This window comes from Metabacillus hrfriensis (assembly GCF_030127205.1).
Lineage (GTDB): Bacteria > Bacillota > Bacilli > Bacillales > Bacillaceae > Bacillus_P > Bacillus_P dongyingensis.
Genome location: NZ_CP126116.1, coordinates 1,496,701 through 1,514,516, shown reverse-complemented (window position 1 = coordinate 1,514,516; position 17,816 = coordinate 1,496,701). Strand labels below are relative to the sequence as shown.

17 protein-coding genes are annotated in these 17,816 nt (G+C 39.1%); 7 read left to right on the top strand and 10 right to left on the bottom strand.

Features of this window, described 5'->3' with window-relative positions; genetic code table 11:
- Positions 1–91 precede the first annotated feature (91 nt).
- The 3 genes from QLQ22_RS07505 to QLQ22_RS07495 all read right to left on the bottom strand — a co-directional run bounded on the left by QLQ22_RS07505 (position 92) and on the right by QLQ22_RS07495 (position 3,098).
- A complete protein-coding gene (locus QLQ22_RS07505; RefSeq protein WP_284016364.1) occupies positions 92–1,426 on the bottom strand; it encodes a hypothetical protein in 1,335 nt (444 codons plus the stop codon).
- Between the two features lie 138 nt (positions 1,427–1,564).
- Positions 1,565–2,464, bottom strand: a complete 900-nt coding sequence (locus QLQ22_RS07500) for a DUF3895 domain-containing protein (RefSeq protein ID WP_284016363.1) — start codon at positions 2,462–2,464, stop codon at positions 1,565–1,567.
- Positions 2,465–2,537: 73 nt separating this feature from the next.
- Positions 2,538–3,098, bottom strand: a complete 561-nt coding sequence (locus QLQ22_RS07495) for a GNAT family N-acetyltransferase (protein ID WP_284016362.1) — start codon at positions 3,096–3,098, stop codon at positions 2,538–2,540.
- A gap of 99 nt (positions 3,099–3,197) precedes the next feature.
- On the opposite strand from QLQ22_RS07495, the gene QLQ22_RS07490 reads away from it, so the two are divergent.
- Together QLQ22_RS07490 and QLQ22_RS07485 are read left to right on the top strand one after the other, a co-directional pair.
- Positions 3,198–3,737 carry a GNAT family N-acetyltransferase gene (locus tag QLQ22_RS07490; RefSeq protein ID WP_284016361.1) on the top strand — a complete coding sequence of 180 codons (540 nt, stop codon included), beginning with the start codon at positions 3,198–3,200 and terminating at the stop codon, positions 3,735–3,737.
- A gap of 260 nt (positions 3,738–3,997) precedes the next feature.
- Positions 3,998–4,897 carry a sunset domain-containing protein gene (locus tag QLQ22_RS07485; protein ID WP_284016360.1) on the top strand — a complete coding sequence of 300 codons (900 nt, stop codon included), beginning with the start codon at positions 3,998–4,000 and terminating at the stop codon, positions 4,895–4,897.
- Between the two features lie 111 nt (positions 4,898–5,008).
- Here QLQ22_RS07485 and QLQ22_RS07480 read toward each other — a convergent pair whose 3' ends face one another.
- Together QLQ22_RS07480 and QLQ22_RS07475 are read right to left on the bottom strand one after the other, a co-directional pair.
- Positions 5,009–7,441, bottom strand: coding sequence for a DEAD/DEAH box helicase family protein (locus QLQ22_RS07480; RefSeq protein ID WP_284016359.1), 2,433 nt, complete (start codon positions 7,439–7,441; stop codon positions 5,009–5,011).
- Positions 7,438–7,761 (bottom strand): nucleoside triphosphate pyrophosphohydrolase, encoded by a 324-nt coding sequence (locus tag QLQ22_RS07475; protein ID WP_284016358.1) that lies wholly within the window; start codon positions 7,759–7,761, stop codon positions 7,438–7,440. Before QLQ22_RS07475 ends, QLQ22_RS07480 begins: the two co-directional genes overlap by 4 nt.
- Before the next feature lie 132 nt (positions 7,762–7,893).
- On the opposite strand from QLQ22_RS07475, the gene QLQ22_RS07470 reads away from it, so the two are divergent.
- Positions 7,894–8,304 carry a (deoxy)nucleoside triphosphate pyrophosphohydrolase gene (locus QLQ22_RS07470; protein WP_284016357.1) on the top strand — a complete coding sequence of 137 codons (411 nt, stop codon included), beginning with the start codon at positions 7,894–7,896 and terminating at the stop codon, positions 8,302–8,304.
- Positions 8,305–8,309: 5 nt separating this feature from the next.
- On the opposite strand, the gene QLQ22_RS07465 is transcribed toward QLQ22_RS07470, so the two are convergent.
- The gene (locus tag QLQ22_RS07465; protein WP_284016356.1) at positions 8,310–11,120 is read right to left on the bottom strand and encodes a DEAD/DEAH box helicase; all 2,811 of its coding nucleotides are present in this window, start codon (positions 11,118–11,120) and stop codon (positions 8,310–8,312) included.
- 149 nt (positions 11,121–11,269) lie between these two features.
- Here QLQ22_RS07465 and QLQ22_RS07460 point away from each other — a divergent pair, with 149 nt between their 5' ends.
- From QLQ22_RS07460 to QLQ22_RS07450, 3 genes are all read left to right on the top strand, one after another.
- Entirely contained in the window at positions 11,270–11,557 is a 288-nt protein-coding gene (locus tag QLQ22_RS07460; protein ID WP_223440803.1) for a hypothetical protein, read from the top strand.
- 32 nt (positions 11,558–11,589) lie between these two features.
- Positions 11,590–12,525 (top strand): DHH family phosphoesterase, encoded by a 936-nt coding sequence (locus QLQ22_RS07455; protein WP_284016355.1) that lies wholly within the window; start codon positions 11,590–11,592, stop codon positions 12,523–12,525.
- 120 nt (positions 12,526–12,645) lie between these two features.
- Complete coding sequence (locus tag QLQ22_RS07450) at positions 12,646–12,816, top strand: DUF3934 family protein (RefSeq protein WP_223440801.1); 171 nt, start codon at positions 12,646–12,648, stop codon at positions 12,814–12,816.
- A 141-nt stretch (positions 12,817–12,957) separates the two neighbouring features.
- On the opposite strand, the gene QLQ22_RS07445 is transcribed toward QLQ22_RS07450, so the two are convergent.
- The 4 genes from QLQ22_RS07445 to QLQ22_RS07430 all read right to left on the bottom strand — a co-directional run bounded on the left by QLQ22_RS07445 (position 12,958) and on the right by QLQ22_RS07430 (position 17,237).
- Positions 12,958–13,149 (bottom strand): hypothetical protein, encoded by a 192-nt coding sequence (locus tag QLQ22_RS07445; RefSeq protein ID WP_223440800.1) that lies wholly within the window; start codon positions 13,147–13,149, stop codon positions 12,958–12,960.
- Between the two features lie 106 nt (positions 13,150–13,255).
- Positions 13,256–13,807, bottom strand: a complete 552-nt coding sequence (locus QLQ22_RS07440) for a hypothetical protein (RefSeq protein WP_284016354.1) — start codon at positions 13,805–13,807, stop codon at positions 13,256–13,258.
- Positions 13,808–13,884: 77 nt separating this feature from the next.
- Positions 13,885–14,076 carry a DUF1272 domain-containing protein gene (locus QLQ22_RS07435; RefSeq protein ID WP_223440798.1) on the bottom strand — a complete coding sequence of 64 codons (192 nt, stop codon included), beginning with the start codon at positions 14,074–14,076 and terminating at the stop codon, positions 13,885–13,887.
- Positions 14,077–14,201: 125 nt separating this feature from the next.
- Positions 14,202–17,237 (bottom strand): efflux RND transporter permease subunit, encoded by a 3,036-nt coding sequence (locus QLQ22_RS07430; RefSeq protein WP_284016353.1) that lies wholly within the window; start codon positions 17,235–17,237, stop codon positions 14,202–14,204.
- Positions 17,238–17,493: 256 nt separating this feature from the next.
- Between QLQ22_RS07430 and QLQ22_RS07425 the strand changes: the two genes are divergently transcribed.
- Positions 17,494–17,688: a hypothetical protein gene (locus QLQ22_RS07425; RefSeq protein ID WP_223440795.1), complete on the top strand. Its 195-nt coding sequence runs from the start codon at positions 17,494–17,496 to the stop codon at positions 17,686–17,688.
- Positions 17,689–17,816 lie beyond the last annotated feature (128 nt).

The window sequence follows — 17,816 nt, the reverse complement described above, 5'->3', positions numbered from 1 at the left end:
GATTATACCATTCCTTACTTATAGATGAGAACAAGGAATTTAAGGACTAAAATTGGGAATAGAAAAAAGACATGAGCTTCATCATGTCTTTTCAAAAAATAACCCCCAACCCGGCAAAAGCCAAATCCTCACACTCTACTTTCTGAACATAACTGTCTTTTTCAAAAGTATGTGTATACCGGCTCAGTTTAACCATGCCTACATCGTTCTTCGTGTAGAAGACAACAGTCGGCCTTTCATTTTCATAGAAAAAAACCGGTCTGAGTGAAGGAGGAATGGTTTTAAATTCATTCCAATCACCTAGTGTATACAAGTAATCTACTACGCTGTTTGCCACTCTGTATTCGGCCTCATCTATAGGCAAAATATCGCCTGCACTCCAATAGCACCCGTGCCACAGCGCGCCAAATTCCCCGATTTCATGATAAGCAATGGCTGCCTGCAAGTAGGATAGCGGAGAATAATCCCCGTCCACTGCCTTCATGAAGTGATCATACGCAAAATCCGGTTTCGGATGCTCCAAGCTATGCTCGTCTGAATACATGCATTCTTCAGGCGAAGGCAGCTCCCGATCATGAGGAATAGCCCACACGGCAGAATTTCCGTTTCCGCCAGCCGTATATTGATAGGCTCTTAATTTGTAATTCTTTCGTATTCGCAGCTGTGAAAAACTTTCAATGACACGTTCAGGATTATCTCTTGAAACCGCCCATCCTTCATTTTCTTGATAATAAGAAGTAAAAGGACCAAGATAAAGATTAGGACGAGTAGCAGCGACCGTAAATTCAATGATATCTGATAGATCTTGTGGATTAACATTTTGCACATACAAGTGCCTGAGCTCTTCGACCATTGCATGCTTTTTTGCCATTAGGAGCGGGCAAACGTGATAATAATCTCCATTTTGATTTTTCTTGCCGAATGAAGGAATGCCTGCCAGTTCTATTTGCTCCAGCCAGTGGCTTTTCAGCTGCTTTAAAAATGTGTATGTACTCTTATTGTTTACTCCCCACCCGATGCAAATCCATGGATTCTTTTTCAGCTCACTCACGGGCACTTGCATATCGGATGGAAGTACCATCCCTCTCCCGCCCAAATATTCGTTATAGGCAATGGCCTCACTGTCCTTCGGGTTCTGCAGCGTGAACAAATTATACAAATGAATTCTTCCATTTAAAGGCTCAAGATGGTAGAATGCTTCAACCAATTTCACCACTTGCTTCATCGTGGGATCCAGGGAAACCTGTGCGAAAACACTTTCCCCATCCTGCAAATCCCTTACAGCATCGTGACTTGCACTTCCAGGGTTCAGCAGCAGAAAACTGCCGATCGATTTTTCACTCACTCCCCATTGAAGGTAAGCTGACTGGCGGAAAATGTGATTCTTCTTTTTTAGAAACGTTCCGAATGCTTTTGGCAGGTACATCTCATTCACCCCTATATTGATGTGTCCTATCTTTTATGAGTTCAGATTGCGTTAATATTAACAAGTAAACTTATCTAATAAGCAGTTACCTAAAAAATCTTCGGCACAAAAAGAAAATGCCTTCATACTAAGCAGATCTCATTTCACTGAATACCACCGGTCATCAAACGTCTTACTATCTAATTGACAGACTCCCTGATCCACCAATTGATCCAGCACCATTGCCACATAGACAAACGACTTCGGTTTTCCAGAATCATAAAATCCTTTAAAAGGATGATTGAACTGATTAATCTCGCTGCACACCTCCAGCACACTTGTCGTTCCGGTGTTTTCAATTAAACGAATGATTGCCTGATGAATTTCCACCCCTAAAGGAGAACTTACCTTAGGAATCACGTTTAACTTCTTTGGAGCAGCTCTTGTAATCACCTTTGCGGCTTCAGGCTGACGCAGTGCCTTACGGCGAGCACCTTTCTCCTTTTGAACCATTCGATAAAGTCTATTAATCTGTCGATTTAACAAAGGCAGGTCGAGCTTAATGAGTTCCTGAATCTCTTCAGGAAGTTCAATATTAACCGCTTTAGCCTCCGTTAGAACTTTCCTGTCCCAGCCATTCATCACTTTATAAAGCATTTCATCCAGTTCAAAATCAATCTGGGAAAACCCTTTGATGATATCCTTCACAACGGATGCCGGAATCCCGGTATGAAATTCAAAATGATCTTTTCCAAATTTCTTGATTTCGCCTGTCTCTGTATTCTTCACAATATACTGATACCTAAGCGGCATGCCGCACTCACAGCGAAACGGGCGATTTCCAAGACCGCCATCAAGCAGCTCAATAAACTCCCAGTCGTTAATTTCCCGGTCAAGCTCCTGATCTGAACCACTATACGTCCCCTTGCTTCTCGCCAGTTCATTTGAAAAAAGAGTCCGTTTTCCGCGCTTTAACCGTTCAAGTAAATACGACCGCTGATCAACTGTTAAATCCTCAAGAATCTCAGACCGTTCCTCCGCCTCAAAATAAAAATCCATGGATGCCGCCTCCACTACGTACTATTCTTCCTTACCAAACGTTTTCCTTGTTAAGATTCATTAAATATTCCATTTATAAATGAAAAAGTAAGGACATATCATTCGTTTTTCTTTTCCAAATCATATGATCACTCTCTTCTCCCCAATAATCTTTAAGCAAATAATCAGGATCACCAAACTTCTTCCGCCATACCTTTTGTGCATTTTTATATCCACTATCCAGACAAAACTCGTTGATTCCTCTATTCTGCAGAGTAAGAAGCACTAAATTCAAAAGCAGCGAACCTAAACCCCGTCTTTGATAATCCGGATGAACAAAAACGGTTCCTACCTCGACTCCTTCTCTCAACACGCCCTCTGTGCATGTAACAATCAACTCACTGACAGGACCATATTCAATTGAACCGACAATCTCATTTTCATCTAAAGCGATTAAAAAATATCGTTTCTCCCCATTGCTTTCCAAGTCGGTTTTCAAATATCGTTTCTTACTTTCAATTTCCTCTTTCATATCATCAAGCAGTTCCGATATACCTTCTTTATTAAATGTATCCCTAATGACTATACTGAAAAATTGATTCAGCTCTTCCATATCTTCCATTCTTGGTCTTCTTATCTCAAGACTTATGACCATCACTCCCTGACTATTAAAACAATTCCATCCACTATATTCCATCTGCTATCTTGTTTATCCTTTTAAATTCGGTACAATTAAGAGAGAGGGGATGATTTGATGTTAAAAAATGAAACCATACATATAAGACCTTTTACAGTGGAGGATGCAGAAGCAAGACTTCAGCTTCAGCTCAATAACCGCGAGTTCTTTGAACAATTCTCCATGATCCGCACACCAGATTTCTACACCCTGGAAACTCAGCGCACCATGATCCAAGAATACGAACAAAAAAGCAAAGAAGACACCGAGTATCAATTCGGCATCTTCCTGAATGAGAACAATCGTTTACTCGGCACCATCAGCCTCTTCCAAGTCATGCGGAGTTCACTCCAAAATGCTGTCCTAGGCTATTTTCTGGACAAGGCTCACAACGGAAAAGGCTACACAACCCAAGCAGTCAAACTGATTATTAAGTATGCCTTTGAAGAACTCAAACTGCACCGTATAGAAGCCGGCGTTATGCCTCACAACATCGGTTCTATTCGAGTACTCGAGAAAGCAGGCTTTCATAAAGAAGGACTTGCGAGAAAGAATGTGAAGATTAATGGGAAATGGGAGGATCATGAGGTTTTGGCGATTTTGAATCCGGATGATTGAATAATGTATCAAATAAAATATCACCTTTTGGATATGAATTTATTTCATATCCTTATTTGTTTTATTCCAAGAATAAAATACAAAAAAGGAATTTTCTGTTACAAAATAAGATTTTCCCTTTATAATAAAAAAGTGATTTGTACACTTTTCTCTATATAAAGAGAGATGGAAAAGAAATACTATCACAATAAAAAATCGGGGGTTTTATTATTAATCGTGGGAGAAAAATAATTGGTTACCGTTCAAGAACTGGATGGAAAATGTTTCTTGCGTCACTTTTTTATTCTTTTCTAATTTTGTTACTTTTAAGTTTTATCTTACCTGAATCAGAAATAATATCTAATATAGCTGCGACAGGAGTTTTCATTAGTATTCTTGCTCTAATTGTTGGCCTAATTAAACCAAGATTAGTATTACCTATGGGTCACTACCAAACAAGAAGAAAAGTCCTATATACTTATATCTACTTATTTTTCATTTGTTTCTTTATGGTTGGATTTTTAGGTGAAGCTCAAGTTGCCCAACCTACAAAAACGAAAGAAAAATCTACAGAAATGCTTGCTGCGGCAGAAGATAAAAAGAACAAACAAATTGCCCTTGAAGAAAAGGATAAAGAAGACGAAAAACTTAAAGTTCAAGAAGAAACAGATAAAAAAGAAGCTGAACGTGAAGCTCAAGAGCAAGCTGCTGCCAAACAAGAAGCTGAACGCAAAGCTCAAGAGCAAGCTGCTGCCAAACAAGAAGCTGAACGCAAAGCTCAGGAGCAAGCTGCTGCCAAACAAGAAGCTGAACGCAAAGCTCAAGAGCAAGCTGCTGCCAAACAAGAAGCTGAACGCAAAGCTCAAGAGCAAGCTGCTGCCAAACAAGAAGCCGAGCGAAAAGCTCAAGAGCAAGCTGCTGCCAAACAAGAAGCCGAGCGAAAGACTCAAACCGCAAAACAAAGTACTGGAACAAGTGGTAATGGAGAGGCATTTGTAAATGATCCAAGTGATGATAAAGAATCTAATTTGTCTTGCAAAGGACAAATAAAGGGAAATATGAACTCTAAAATTTATCATATGCCTGATGGTGCCTACTATGATAAAACACAGGATGATATACAGTGGTTCTGTTCTCCAGAAGAAGCAGAAAAAGCTGGTTTTAGAGCATCTCAAAGATAATTTCTTATTCCCAGATATCATTAAATTATTTCACTACATTTACTATAGAAGTATCTGACTGGTCTAAGATTTCCGCATTTTAGTTATCAAAAAAGGATAAATCCCAAAGATTTATCCTTTTTTTACAATTTGATTCTCTTTCCTCTCAAAATAATGATGCAAACGATACTCGCAAATTTCCTTTGTCCATCTATACAATTGCACCGCATCTTTTTCATTCACTGAAAGATTAAAAGAGAATTCACCTTCATTAAAAATAACCAACCCATTCGAACTCCCGCTCCATTTAGTCATCGGCATATCTCTAATGAGTTTAGAAACCTTCTTTAAGTCTCCGTTCCACATTTCCTTGGCTGCTTTCCCTGAAAAATCAATATTTCTTCTATACTCTTTTTCCGTGAGATACTTAAAGAAAAATGGCGCCACTTCTTCAGGTGTAACTGGCTTAAGCCAGATTTCAGGACCTTTATTTAGCATATAGAGAAGTACAATCATTTTATAGCTTTTAGTCATAGCTGTTTTCTCAACTTCAGTATACCAATCCTTATATGCTTCAAAAACCGTTATCTCATTCTCTTGAAGCTCATCTGCCCAATTCAAGAAAGCTGGATAAGATTTAAATTCACTTTTATAGGCTGAAGCTGGCTCTGCTCCCTTTAAATGAAGATCTAGATAAGAAGGTCTTTTGCCTATTTCCTCTTTTACCCTATTGTAATTTGCCAATAGTATCTCTTTTCTCGGCTGCTTCTTCCTCATCATCTCATTAAGTAAATTTATTACTTTCATCTCTAAATCAAGCACACAATTTTCAGGCAATGTTGGCAAAACACCTGATTTCTTCTTATCTAATACCTCAGGTACCCTTAGCATATTAAGCTTAAGATCTGCATTTCGATAGTTTCCGATTAAATCGATGATGACACATTTTTCTTTATCCGGATGAAGCCTTAGTCCCCGACCTATTTGCTGGGTAAACACGGTTAATGATTCTGTTGGTCTTACAAATAAAAGAGTGTCTACAGATGGGATATCGACCCCTTCATTGAAAAGGTTCACTGTGAATATGGCATCCAGTTCCCCACGATCGAGCTGTTCAATTACCAGATTCCGATTTAGTCCTTTATTCTGTGAGTGGAGGCTGACTGTTCGGTAACCTCTGCCAGTAAACGACTGTGACAAAAAATCAGCTTGCCGTATTGAAGAACAAAATACAATCGTTCGAGACTGTTTATGTTTCTCCCAGGCCTCTATAATTTTATCAGACATCCCTTGTCTAAGCTGTGCAACTAAAAGCTCTTCTTCATCGTATCTTGTACCTAGCCAAGAAATGCGGGAGTAATCTGTATCATCGTATACACCTACATACTTGAAAGCAGACAGCCAATCCTTTTCAATTGCTTCCAGAAAATCAATTTTATACGCTACATTTCCTTTACAAATATCATATACATCACGATTATCATTGCGATCTGGAGTTGCTGTTATTCCCAGTAAAAAAGCTGGCTCAAAATAGTTGATCACTTTTCGATAGGAAGCAGCTGCTGCATGATGAAATTCATCGACAATGATCAAATCAAAATCATTCGCATCAAACACTTCCAAGTGCTTTTTTCTGCTTAAGGTCTGGATAGAAGCAAAAACAATAGAAGCTTTTGAATCTTCCATTTTGCCATTATAGATTCCAAGCGATCGATTTTGCATGATCTTTTCAAAAGATGCCTTTGCCTGATAAAGAATTTCTTCTAAATGAGCAATAAATAAAATCCTTGGAAACTTCTCTGCAAAAAATCCCGCTAAATATGTTTTTCCCAATCCAGTAGCCATCACGACCATTGCGGAATCGTACTCAGATTTATATGCAGTGTTTAATTCTTCTAGGGCTTCAATTTGTGCAAATCGCGGTTGTATTGTTTCGTAAATTGCAGGAGGATCCTTTACAATATCTATTTTGTCCTCTTGAACAGGAAGCATTAAATCCTGCTCTTCTAATGTCGTCCACTTTTTCACGAGTTGAGGGGTTTTCGCATGGAACATTTCATATTCTGACTTATACAATTTTGCTGTCACTTCATTTAAAGCAATTGTTTGTTCATGTTGGAAAACCTCAAGAAATGTCTTAGCTGCGGTTATAAATAAGTCCCCATCAGACTCTTCATTTACTTCAACGTTCCATTCATAGCCCTTGGTTAATGCAGATCTTGAAAGATTAGAGGATCCAATAATAGATGTACCATTTCTCTCATCTTCAAACAAATATGCTTTAGGATGAAAGCTAATCCCTTTACTTTTCCACATCCGAACTTCAATTGATGGATGAATTGCTGCAAGCTTATGGATGGCTTCAGGTTGAGTAATGTACAAATAATCTCCAGTACAGATCTTGATATCTGCGTTCCGTTCAGCTGCATTCAGTAATGGCTTCTCTAGTAAATCGACTCCAGATTTCATAACAAAGGAGGTTAAAATATAAATGGTATCAGCTGTTTCAATGTTTTCTATCAGCCGATCAACAAGTTGACTTGTTATTAAATGGACCTCACTCAATCTTCTACATCTACTAAGAAAATACGTTCCTGAAATCCCCCACGTTTCTCAGCTTTCTTCTTGCGAATTTCTTCTACTTCATTAATTGAAGAGCCATGAACTGCTGCGAATGCATGGAGAATCTCAAGGACATCTGCAAGCTCCTCCAAAGCTTCTTCATCATTTTTAGATTCCATATACTCTTCAAGTTCTTCATAGCTTTTCTTTTTCAGTTCTTTTATGTATTCTTCTTGCGTTAAAATCGTTGTATTAAATGATTTTCCTGTACGCTTGATTACTTCCGGGATACGATCTCGGACTAGTTTGTTGTAGGTTGGCATGGGATAACTCCTTCAAAACTTATTTTTTCTAATTAATCCCTATTTTACAGGATTAGAAATAAATAGAAAAATCTTTTCCAATTGTCTCTCTATGATAAAATATAGTTGAAATTAATTAGGGAGGATTCCACCTTGAAAAAATCACTAAAAGTTGTCGCAGCAATCATCGAAAACGATCAAAACGAAATCCTCTGCGCTTTAAGGTCTCCAGAGATGGCCATTCCGAACATGTGGGAGTTTCCTGGCGGGAAGGTAGAGAAGGATGAAGATATCCATTCTGCTTTGATTCGAGAGATTGATGAAGAATTGGGATGTACGATTGTTACAGATGGTTTATTTCATGAACACACTCATGAATATGACACGTTTATCATTACGCTTCTGTGTATCAAGGCTAAGATTACGGATGGAGCTCCTGCTCCAAGTGAGCATTCTAAACTGATTTGGCTCAAGCGCGAAAATCTTGCTTCATTGAATTGGGCTCCAGCCGATATTCCAGCAGTTGAAGCGTTAATAAATGAAAAAATAGTCTTCTCAAGTTGAGAAGACTATACTTTTACTACGAATTCAGTATAAAGAGGTCCTGGTAGTTTGTGTTCTAATTCTATTTGAACGGTTATTGGTTTTTCTCCCTCGTATTCAAATACGTCTCCCTTGCCTATATAAATATATGGTTCTACTTTTCCATCGATTTCTTTATACTTTCTTAGGAACAAATGAAGCTGAATGCCTCTAGCTTTATTAAAGATAATATTTTTCCCACGTTCAGAACTTTGACTTGTGCTGTTTGGAGTCTGCCATTGAAAAGTGCTTTCGTTGATAAGTTTGTCCAGATAATTGATGCTCTCCTTGATATTCTCTTCTTTATGCAAGTCGATAAAGAGAAAATAATCGTTTCCGTTTGTCAATAATCCAGATCCTCTAAATGAACTGTGGATCTTTCTATAATTGGACAAGAGAGCTGCATCTATCATTTGATACTGTTCGTATAACTTAAAATGTGGAACCCCGTAATCCGTGTTCTTAAATTCCTTTTCATATCGAAATAGGCCATAATTTACGATATCCTCAATAAATCTTCTGTACTCAAGATTATTTAGCACGTTTGAAAAACTTACTGTTTTACGAAGGATCCCATTTTCTAAATCGACCAGTTTCAACTTACTCTTTTTTTGAACGCTGTCAAAATAGTCATGATTTAAGCTTTCAAACGCATGATAAACGCTATCTTCATAAACTTCAGACACATACTTCAAGATTTCTATCTTTGCACGATCGAAAGATATCGTTTCATTTTCCATTAAATCTTTTATTATTACAAATTCGTATATTCTCTTTAATGGAAGCATATCTGATAGTTCTTTGAGAGCTCTTTCGAATGCCTCATCGGTTAACATGCCCTTGAGGTAATCATCTTTCTCAACTTTGCTCAGGAACTTTAAATACGTTTTTTCCTTTTGAATAAATTTAATAGGATCAGGTGCCCCATCAAACATTAAATAATCCAGTAACAAGTATGGTATATGACCTTGATTCATTTTCTTAAACTCGAAGTACTCTTCCTTTAAATACTTCATTGAATTAAAATTCTCGTTATCAATTTGTTCAAGAATCCGTTCCTGTGAAATCCGATCCATTTGAATATGAGTACACCCAGGAATATTAGCAAAATCAGTAGCAATGGCTACTTTTAAACTTTCTTTGTCATAATATCTGCTCCCATTTAATGCGAGGGCAATTAGAAAAGCTTTATTATGGTTGCCGATAAAATCGAGAACCGTTAGGAAGCTCTTGCTTTCGTGTTTCCGAAGTCCCCTCCCCAGCTGCTGAATAAAAACAATTGGAGAGTTTGTAGGTCTTAGCATTAACACGGAATTAACAGATGGAATATCGACACCCTCATTAAAAATATCCACGGTGAAAATAACTTCTAACTCATCTTCGTCGTTTTCTAATCGTTTTATGAAATAGGAGCGCTGGTCTACGGAATTCGCTCCCGACAAAGCTACACTGCTATACCCTCTTTTATTAAATTCTTCCGCCATGTAATGAGCGTGATCTACGCTTGCACAGAAGCCCAAGCACTTTCTCTTCTTCCCATCGTTACCGTAGAAATTCAAGTTTTCTATAATAAAGTCTACTCTTTCATTTACTTTTAAGCGTTTTGTAACCTCAGCAATATTATCAATATCGACATCACTTAGATCGATTCCGTCTATATCCGTGATGCCAAAGTAATGAAATGGGATAATTAGCTCGTCATCTAATGCCTCGTGTAATCGGACTTCTATTGCTACATTATTATCGAATAATGCGAAGACATTGTGGTTGTCGCTTCGTTCAGGCGTAGCAGTCATTCCTAATGTGAAGTCTGGCTCGAAATAATTTAGGACTGCCTCATAGCTTGGACTTGTTGCATGGTGGGCTTCATCAAAAATGATGTAATCAAATTCGTCTTTTCTAAATTCTTGATAGCATCTAGTCAACGACTGGATGGTAGTGAATACATAATCCGGATGCTTCTGTTTATGATTACCAGTCAACAATCCAAACGTCTTTGCTTCATTTACAATCAGTTTTTCAAACGTTTCCTTCGCTTTTTTTAAAATTTCTTCTCTATGGACAATGAAAAGAAGTCTGCGAGGTCTGAAATTCTTTACATCGAAAGCGGACATATACGTTTTCCCTGTACCTGTTGCAGCAATAACTAGAGCTTTGCTTTCTCCAAAAGAACGTAGCCGTTCGAGATTTTCCATTGCTCTTTTCTGCATTCTATTCGGAATGATATAGTCGGTGTTTTCATAAATAAGATTCTGTTTCGTTGTAATAGCAGTCAGCTTACTAAGAAAATCTTCATATCTTTTAAGAAAGTCTTCGTCAGCCTCCGCACTTCTTTCCCAAAGGTGATTGTATTCACTTAACACTTCTTTGATAAAATGCGTATCCTCTTTAGTCATGATTTTCACATTCCACTCAATGTTACTTTTTAATGCACTTTGCGTTAAGTTAGAAGATCCTATGAATACCTTATAGTGATCTACATATTCAAAGATGTAAGCCTTCGTATGAAACCCGATTTCCTTGTCTGTCACAAAAACCTTTAATTCGATATGTTCAAAGTCCTTTATTTTCCTTAGGGCCTTTGCTTCTGTAAAATTAAGATATGTAGAGGTAATGATCTTTCCTTTTATTCCTCGCTTTTCTGCTTCTTTAAAAGAATCTAATAATAGCTGCAAGCCGCTAAAATTGATAAATGCCACACTGAAATAAAACCGCTCACATTCCAGAATCGATCGTGATAGTTCATTTAATAAATTCCCTTTATCTGAGTTAACGATCAATTTTTCTTCGATGATCATATCAAATCTCCTGACGAACTGAATTAATAATAGATAAGTAAAATTCTACTATATAAGGAATAAAATAAAAATAGACTCTACTAAATTTGATAATCCCTACCAAGAAGTAATAGAATTAGATAAGGATCTAAAATACAGGAGGGTTATCAATGGAATATGCCATAATCATCGTGATTCTGCTTTTCATCTACATGGTCACTTCCAGCAGAATTAAAGCACTTGAAAATCAGATTAAAAGTATGAAAGTTAAGATTGATCAGCTTTCCATAAACGGAGATGTACAGGTCAATCCAGTAGATGATGACATACGCAAGCTATTGCATGAAGGGAAAGATGTTCGTGCAGTGAAAGCGGTACGTGACGCTTTGGGCTTGTCTTTGCTTGATGCAAAACAATATGTGGATGCAATTAAGAAAGAAATGGATGAAAAAAAGTAAGGAACTTATAAAGGTTTAAAGGAGATGATGACTTGGAAACAGTACAAAAAGGAATAGTAGATGCTATACAAAAGCACTCCACCATCATCATCCACCGCCACATCAACCCCGATCTCGATGCCATGGGATCCCAGGCAGGATTGCAGAGAACGCTTCAACTTTCTTTCCCCGACAAAAACATATACGCAGCTGGCCACGACGAAAAAAGTCTTCTCTTCATCAATACGATGGACGTCATCCCAGATGAAGCATACAAAGATGCTTTAGTCATTGTGTGTGACACGGCTGATACGTCTCGTATTTGTGACCGGCGATTTTCAAAAGGAGCCATGCTGATAAAAATCGATCATCATCCTGATCATGAACCATACGGTGATCTCTCATGGGTAGACCCTTCATACAGCTCGGCCAGTGAGATGCTTGTTGATTTGTTTTTGGAGTACCCTGAAGTTTTTAGTATGAATAAAGAGGCGGCAGGAGCTTTTTATACCGGGATTATTGGGGATACTGGCCGTTTGCTGAATGGCACTGCTTCACCGCGTACTTTGATGGCCGTAAAGGCATTGAGGAAGTTTCATTTTCAGCCTGAACGGATTCATAATCATTTAAATAAGAAAAGCAGCGGTGTTTCTCGTCTTCGCGAGGCGATTTTAATGACTTTTAAGGTGACGGATCATGGAGTTGCCTATATTTATTTAACGGATGAAAAATTGGCTGCTTATGGGGTGGACCGTGCGGAAGCGGCTAATCTTGTGAATGTCCTGTCTTCGATGGCACGAGTGAGAATCTGGGTCTTTTTTATTGAATATCCGAATGAAATTCGTGTAAGAATCCGTTCAAGGAATATTCCGATTGATGACATCGCCCGTATGTTTGGCGGCGGAGGTCATTCTTTCGCAGCAGGAGCATCGATTGATTCCTGGAAAAAAGCAGATGAAGTGATTGAAGCTTTGAATGGTAAAACTTAAACCGAATATTGGAACTATTTTTGGTTTTTACATAGAATCTGATGTTTGTGGTAGTGTAGTACTAATATGTTTAAAATAAACACGCTTCAATTCAGCGTTCAATCATAATGGAGTGATAGTATGGGTAAAGCTAAAGCTAAAACGAAAAGCAGTAAAGGCGGGACAGGCGGAGGAACAGGCAAAAAGGGCTGGAACCGCTGGCAGGCAAGTGCCAATAAAAAGAAGAGCTTTAAGCCTTATACGAGTAAGGGTACTAAACAGCAGGACGATGGAAAAGGCTCAAAAGAATAAAATGAATAACAGCGCATGGATCCTTTTTGGGTCTTTTTTTATTTACTGCAGTCTTAAAGAGATGCCGAATAAAAAAGAATAGAGCCGGGATGCCACCACAATAAAAAAAGACCGATCCCATTAAAGGTCCGATCTTTTTTTTCATCGGTAACTGCTTCCCTTCACAATTAAAACTAAAATCACTGCCAGCAGCAATCCGCCAATGATAAACGGACCGAGGCCCGAGCTGTATACGAGATAGACTCTTACATGTTTCATTGTATTGACAATCACATAAACGAAAAAAATCAGACTCAATCCTGCAATCAGCGGAACATAAGGATTTCGCTTCAAGTTGATCAGCCCTTTTTAGAAGCTTTTACTTAACCCTATGCCTATGGTAATTTGTATCATGCTAAAAAGGCCTGCTTTCTTATGAGAAAAGCAAACCGTTTTTCATTTACATGTCTCTTCCCCTATACGGTTCTTTTTTCGGGAATATGGTGTAGCTGAAGCTGATGAGAAAATCAAGTCCAAGGACTAGGGTCCAAAGCTGAAGAGTTTTAAGCAGCTGTTCTGTCTGCTGTCCGTTGTTGATGTAGAGAATAATGGCCCCGAGAAAAGTTGCACCAATTATCCAGGCAAGGAGATGGCGGAACCATCCTTCTCTTTCACGTCGTGCATGCTCGGTTCCGTATTTGATTTTCTTCGGCGGTTTCTCTCCATTTGCAAACCGGTAGGCAAAATGCTGATCTGCCCAGTTGATCATCCCATGGCCGAAAGCAATACTGATTCCAATATAAATGGCTGCAATTCCATGTACCATTGTCGCAGTCGCCCCGTTTTTTAAATCAAGCACGGTTGCTGCCAGCAGCACCAAATCAACTACTGGTGTACAGATCAGCAGAAACGCTCCAAGCTTCTTCTTTTTCAATAGATACCTTGCGACTAAACCCGCTAGAACAAAGACCCAAAATCCAATTTCACACCCTATAATTAACAAGCCAATCACTTCGGCACCCCCTTACCAGCCAGTAAAAACAAAGAAAAGTGAGATGTTGACTGTTCTTTGTTTTTCTAAATAGTTTTTCATTCAGCCAAAACAGCTTTTCCGCTCCTCGGCCGCTTCACAAGCTCTCCCCCGCAATTTGGGCAGACAAATTCCATTTCTTCCGTACATGTATGGCAGAATGTGCATTCATATGTACAGATGTAAGCATCTGATTTGTTATGAAGATTTGCAGAACATTTTTCACATACTGATCTCATTTCCAGTGCCATTTTGAAAACCCTCTCCTATTAGAATTAGAAAATCCTTCTTTTCCCAATTATATACCATATTTTCTTTTTTAGGTAAAAAACAGAGGGCAGACCTAAAAGTCTGCACCTCTGTGTTCTTATATTTCTTAAACCCCAATATCCTCTGCAACATCTTTATTCTTTTTCCGCCTTCTCCCCATTTTCGCCAGCAGTTCATACATAACCGGCACAACTACCAATGTTAGGGCAGTGGATACGATTAGTCCGCCAATTACAACTACTGCTAAGCTTCTTGAGACCATGCTGGCAGCTTCTGTTGCACTGAAAATCATAGGTGTTAAGGCTACGATTGTTGTTACGGCCGTCATGATAATTGGGCGCAGCCGCGTCGATCCCGCTTCTAACAGTGCTTCTCTGGCATCGAGTCCTTTTTCGCGGTTTTGCTGGACGCGTTCGATTAAGACGATGGCGTTTGTTACCACGATGCCAATCAGCATTAAAGCTCCGAGCAAGGCATTGATGTCAACTGGTGTCTGTGAGATGACGAGTCCAAGAATACCTCCCACTGCAGCAAGCGGCAGCGAGAACAGAATCGCAAATGGCGCTCTTGCCTGGCCGAAGGTGACGACCATGATGAGGTACACGACTAATACAGCGATTCCCATCATTTTAAAGAGATCAGTGAAATCGTCCTGCATCGATTCAGTAGCGCCTGAAATGGAGACGGATGCACCTTCCGGGAGGTCGATTTCTTTTGTCATTTGATCGATTTCCATTCCTGCCGCTTTTAAGTCGTCGGCACTGATTTCACCTGAAATTTGAATCGTTTCTTTTCCATCCTGATGATACACCTGTGTTTTAATTTCCCGTTCTTCAATCTCAGCTACTTGTTTGAGTTGTACAGGTCCGGCAATAGGTGAAGTGACGTACGTATCGAGGACTTGTTTAGTTGTCGAAAAGGTTATATCATCGTATTCGATCACAGCTTGGAGCTGCTCTACGCCGACTTTTATTTGGCCAAGCGGCGTTTTATTCAGCATGGCGCGGACCTGCTGGCCGATTTGTACTGGACTTAAGCCCAGTGCAGACGCTTTTTCCTGGTTCACATTGACAATCCATTCGTTTTTCAATTCTTCGTAGTTGCTTTTGACTTTTTCGATTCCCTCGATCTTCGCAAGTTCTGCTGCAGCAAGCTTTCCTGCTTCTGCAAGGTCATCCTCATTTGATGCCGTCACGTTCAGCTGAATGCCATTTCCTCCGCCAAAGCTGCCAAATGAGAACTGAGTTCCTTCAATTTTGCCTGGAGCATACTCTTCATTTTTTTCCTTGATCATTTCTAAAAATGCTTCAACATCTTTTCCTTTTTCAAAAATCACAGAATAATTCGCTTGTTTTTCAGATAAAACCTGACCGTATTTTGCATCTTCTGCTGTAGAGCCCATCTGGAAAAATAAATCCTTGAGCTTATCTTCTTTTAATAATTCCTGCTCAAATTCCCCTGCTTTTTCTTTGGCATCTTCTAAATCAAAATCTGCCGGGTAAGTTAAGGAGACATTTACGAACGATTCAGACTGACTGTTAACACTGGCCTGCGGAATCGAATTGAAGGTGAAAATGGATCCAACAAAAATGATCAACGCGGCACCTAAAACAATCCATTTATGATTCAATGACCATTTCAAAATAGATATATACTTAGCAGACGGCTGTTGCTCCTTCTGCTTCACCTTCTTTAAAAGGACAAAGCTTAACAGCGGTACTACTGTTAATGCGACAAGCAAGGATGCAAGGATCGAATAGACGACTGACAAGATCAGCGGAGTCATGATTTCTCCAATCGAACCGCCAACAAGACCAATCGGCAGGAAGACTGCGATTGTCGTAAGCGTTGAAGACGTAATCGCAGTAGAAACCTCTTTCGTTCCACTTAGAATGACTTCTTTTGACAAGCCTTCAGTCTGAATGCGGCGGTAAATATTTTCAATAACAACAATGCTGTCATCGACTAATCGTCCGACCGCAACGGCTAATCCGCCAAGGGTTAAAATATTTAGCGTAATGTTTGATTGATCAAGTAAGAACAGTGTAATTAGAATCGACAGCGGAATACTGACGACCGCAATTAAGGTTGTTCGGATGTTTCTTAAAAACAGCAGAATGATAAGCGTTGCAGCGATTGCCCCAATCGCCACTTCCTTTGCCATGCCAAGCACGGCGCCTTCAACATCCTCTGCTGTATTTTGAACCGTGCGGATGGAGAAATCATCTTTATAGATATCGTTTAATTCTTCGGCTTTCCGGTCGACTTCTTTTCCAATTTCAACAGCGTTTTTGCTTGCTTCTTTAAAAATAACCAAAACCAGTGCTTCTTTACCATTTAACCTTGCATCTGCTTCGTAAAACTGACGAATGGAAACATCCGCAATATCTTTTATTTTTGTATCTTGTGCAAGTATCGCATTCTCTATTTGTGTTTTGTCTGTTACTTCCCCGAGCACCCTGACGGCATTTGATTTACCGTCCACTGCAATTTCTCCAGCAGGAATCGATGCATTTTGAGATTGCAGAGCCATCATCAGCTGTTCGGCAGACACTTTCTTTTCTTTCATTTTTTCCGGATCGATTTTAACAGAAAGCTCCGAAATGGACTTTCCGTAAAACGTGACGCTGGATACACCATCTATGTCTTCAAATTTCGTTTTTATTTCTTCTTCAATCCGATCTTCATCTGCTTTCGAAAATCCCTCTTCAGATTCAAGTGCCACCTGAGCAAGCGGAATCATCGAGAAGTTAAGCTGAGACACAACCGGCTTTCCTGTGTTCTGCGGCAGCTGAACTTGATTGATCAGCTTTTCTGCCTCTGAAGCAGCCTCTTTCATGTCGGCTTCTGACGTGTAATTGAGCGTAATCATGGAGATTCCTTCACTTGTTGAAGAAGTCATGCTGTCAAGATACGTACCATTTTTCAATTGACGTTCAAGCGGTTCCGTTATCTCTTCGGTAACCGTCTCGGCATCCATTCCCTCACCAAACGTGGTGACCGTAATCATCGGTGCATCCACGCTCGGCAGCAGCTCCATCGGCAGACGGGAACCCGAATACACACCGAGTACTGTTATCAGAAACACCATGATAACAATCGCTGCCCGATTTTTTAACGAGAACTTGGTTAAAATAGACATTTGCTTATCCCCCAACAATATGAAATAGACATACTCCATAAATATACAACAGAATTTGGAAATTAGGTGTAAATTTTTGTTAATGATTAGTAAAAATTACTTATTCGCACCCTTTACAATTTATCTATAAATAACGGGGGATACTATCAGTAAAATAAAATCTAAAATTATTTTCAAATTAGGGGTAGACGGTTTAATTAAACTTGTTATAATAGGTGGAAGTTAAAGCACATTATGAAAAAAAAGGCGGGACGAAATGAAAAATAATTCGTGCAGATATATCATTAACGCGAGCGGTAAAGGCGGAGAAACGTATATGACCCACTGCCAGGATAAGCATGAATTAAATCAATGGATAGCTGAACGTAAAGATAAACTCCTGATGGATGAAATTAAAATAACAGACAAAAAGAAAAATCCCTTCTTTAAATGGTTTTCTTTTATGAAATAGACGCCATGTCTTGTATATGGCGTTTTTATTATTTTCTTTAATTAATCGTGAGACTAGTCACCGTTCATACTGTTCTGTATAAGACGCACACTCTCAGCGATTAAGGAAAGCTCTATTCTTCATTCGTT

Coding starts and splice junctions, on each gene's coding strand:
- QLQ22_RS07505 (WP_284016364.1), bottom strand. CDS start 1,426: ATGTACCTGCCAAAAGCATTCGGAACGTTTCTAAAAAAGAAGAATCAC.
- QLQ22_RS07500 (WP_284016363.1), bottom strand. CDS start 2,464: ATGGATTTTTATTTTGAGGCGGAGGAACGGTCTGAGATTCTTGAGGAT.
- QLQ22_RS07495 (WP_284016362.1), bottom strand. CDS start 3,098: ATGGTCATAAGTCTTGAGATAAGAAGACCAAGAATGGAAGATATGGAA.
- QLQ22_RS07490 (WP_284016361.1), top strand. CDS start 3,198: ATGTTAAAAAATGAAACCATACATATAAGACCTTTTACAGTGGAGGAT.
- QLQ22_RS07485 (WP_284016360.1), top strand. CDS start 3,998: ATGTTTCTTGCGTCACTTTTTTATTCTTTTCTAATTTTGTTACTTTTA.
- QLQ22_RS07475 (WP_284016358.1), bottom strand. CDS start 7,761: ATGCCAACCTACAACAAACTAGTCCGAGATCGTATCCCGGAAGTAATC.
- QLQ22_RS07465 (WP_284016356.1), bottom strand. CDS start 11,120: ATGATCATCGAAGAAAAATTGATCGTTAACTCAGATAAAGGGAATTTA.
- QLQ22_RS07460 (WP_223440803.1), top strand. CDS start 11,270: ATGGAATATGCCATAATCATCGTGATTCTGCTTTTCATCTACATGGTC.
- QLQ22_RS07450 (WP_223440801.1), top strand. CDS start 12,646: ATGGGTAAAGCTAAAGCTAAAACGAAAAGCAGTAAAGGCGGGACAGGC.
- QLQ22_RS07435 (WP_223440798.1), bottom strand. CDS start 14,076: ATGGCACTGGAAATGAGATCAGTATGTGAAAAATGTTCTGCAAATCTT.
- QLQ22_RS07430 (WP_284016353.1), bottom strand. CDS start 17,237: ATGTCTATTTTAACCAAGTTCTCGTTAAAAAATCGGGCAGCGATTGTT.
- QLQ22_RS07425 (WP_223440795.1), top strand. CDS start 17,494: ATGAAAAATAATTCGTGCAGATATATCATTAACGCGAGCGGTAAAGGC.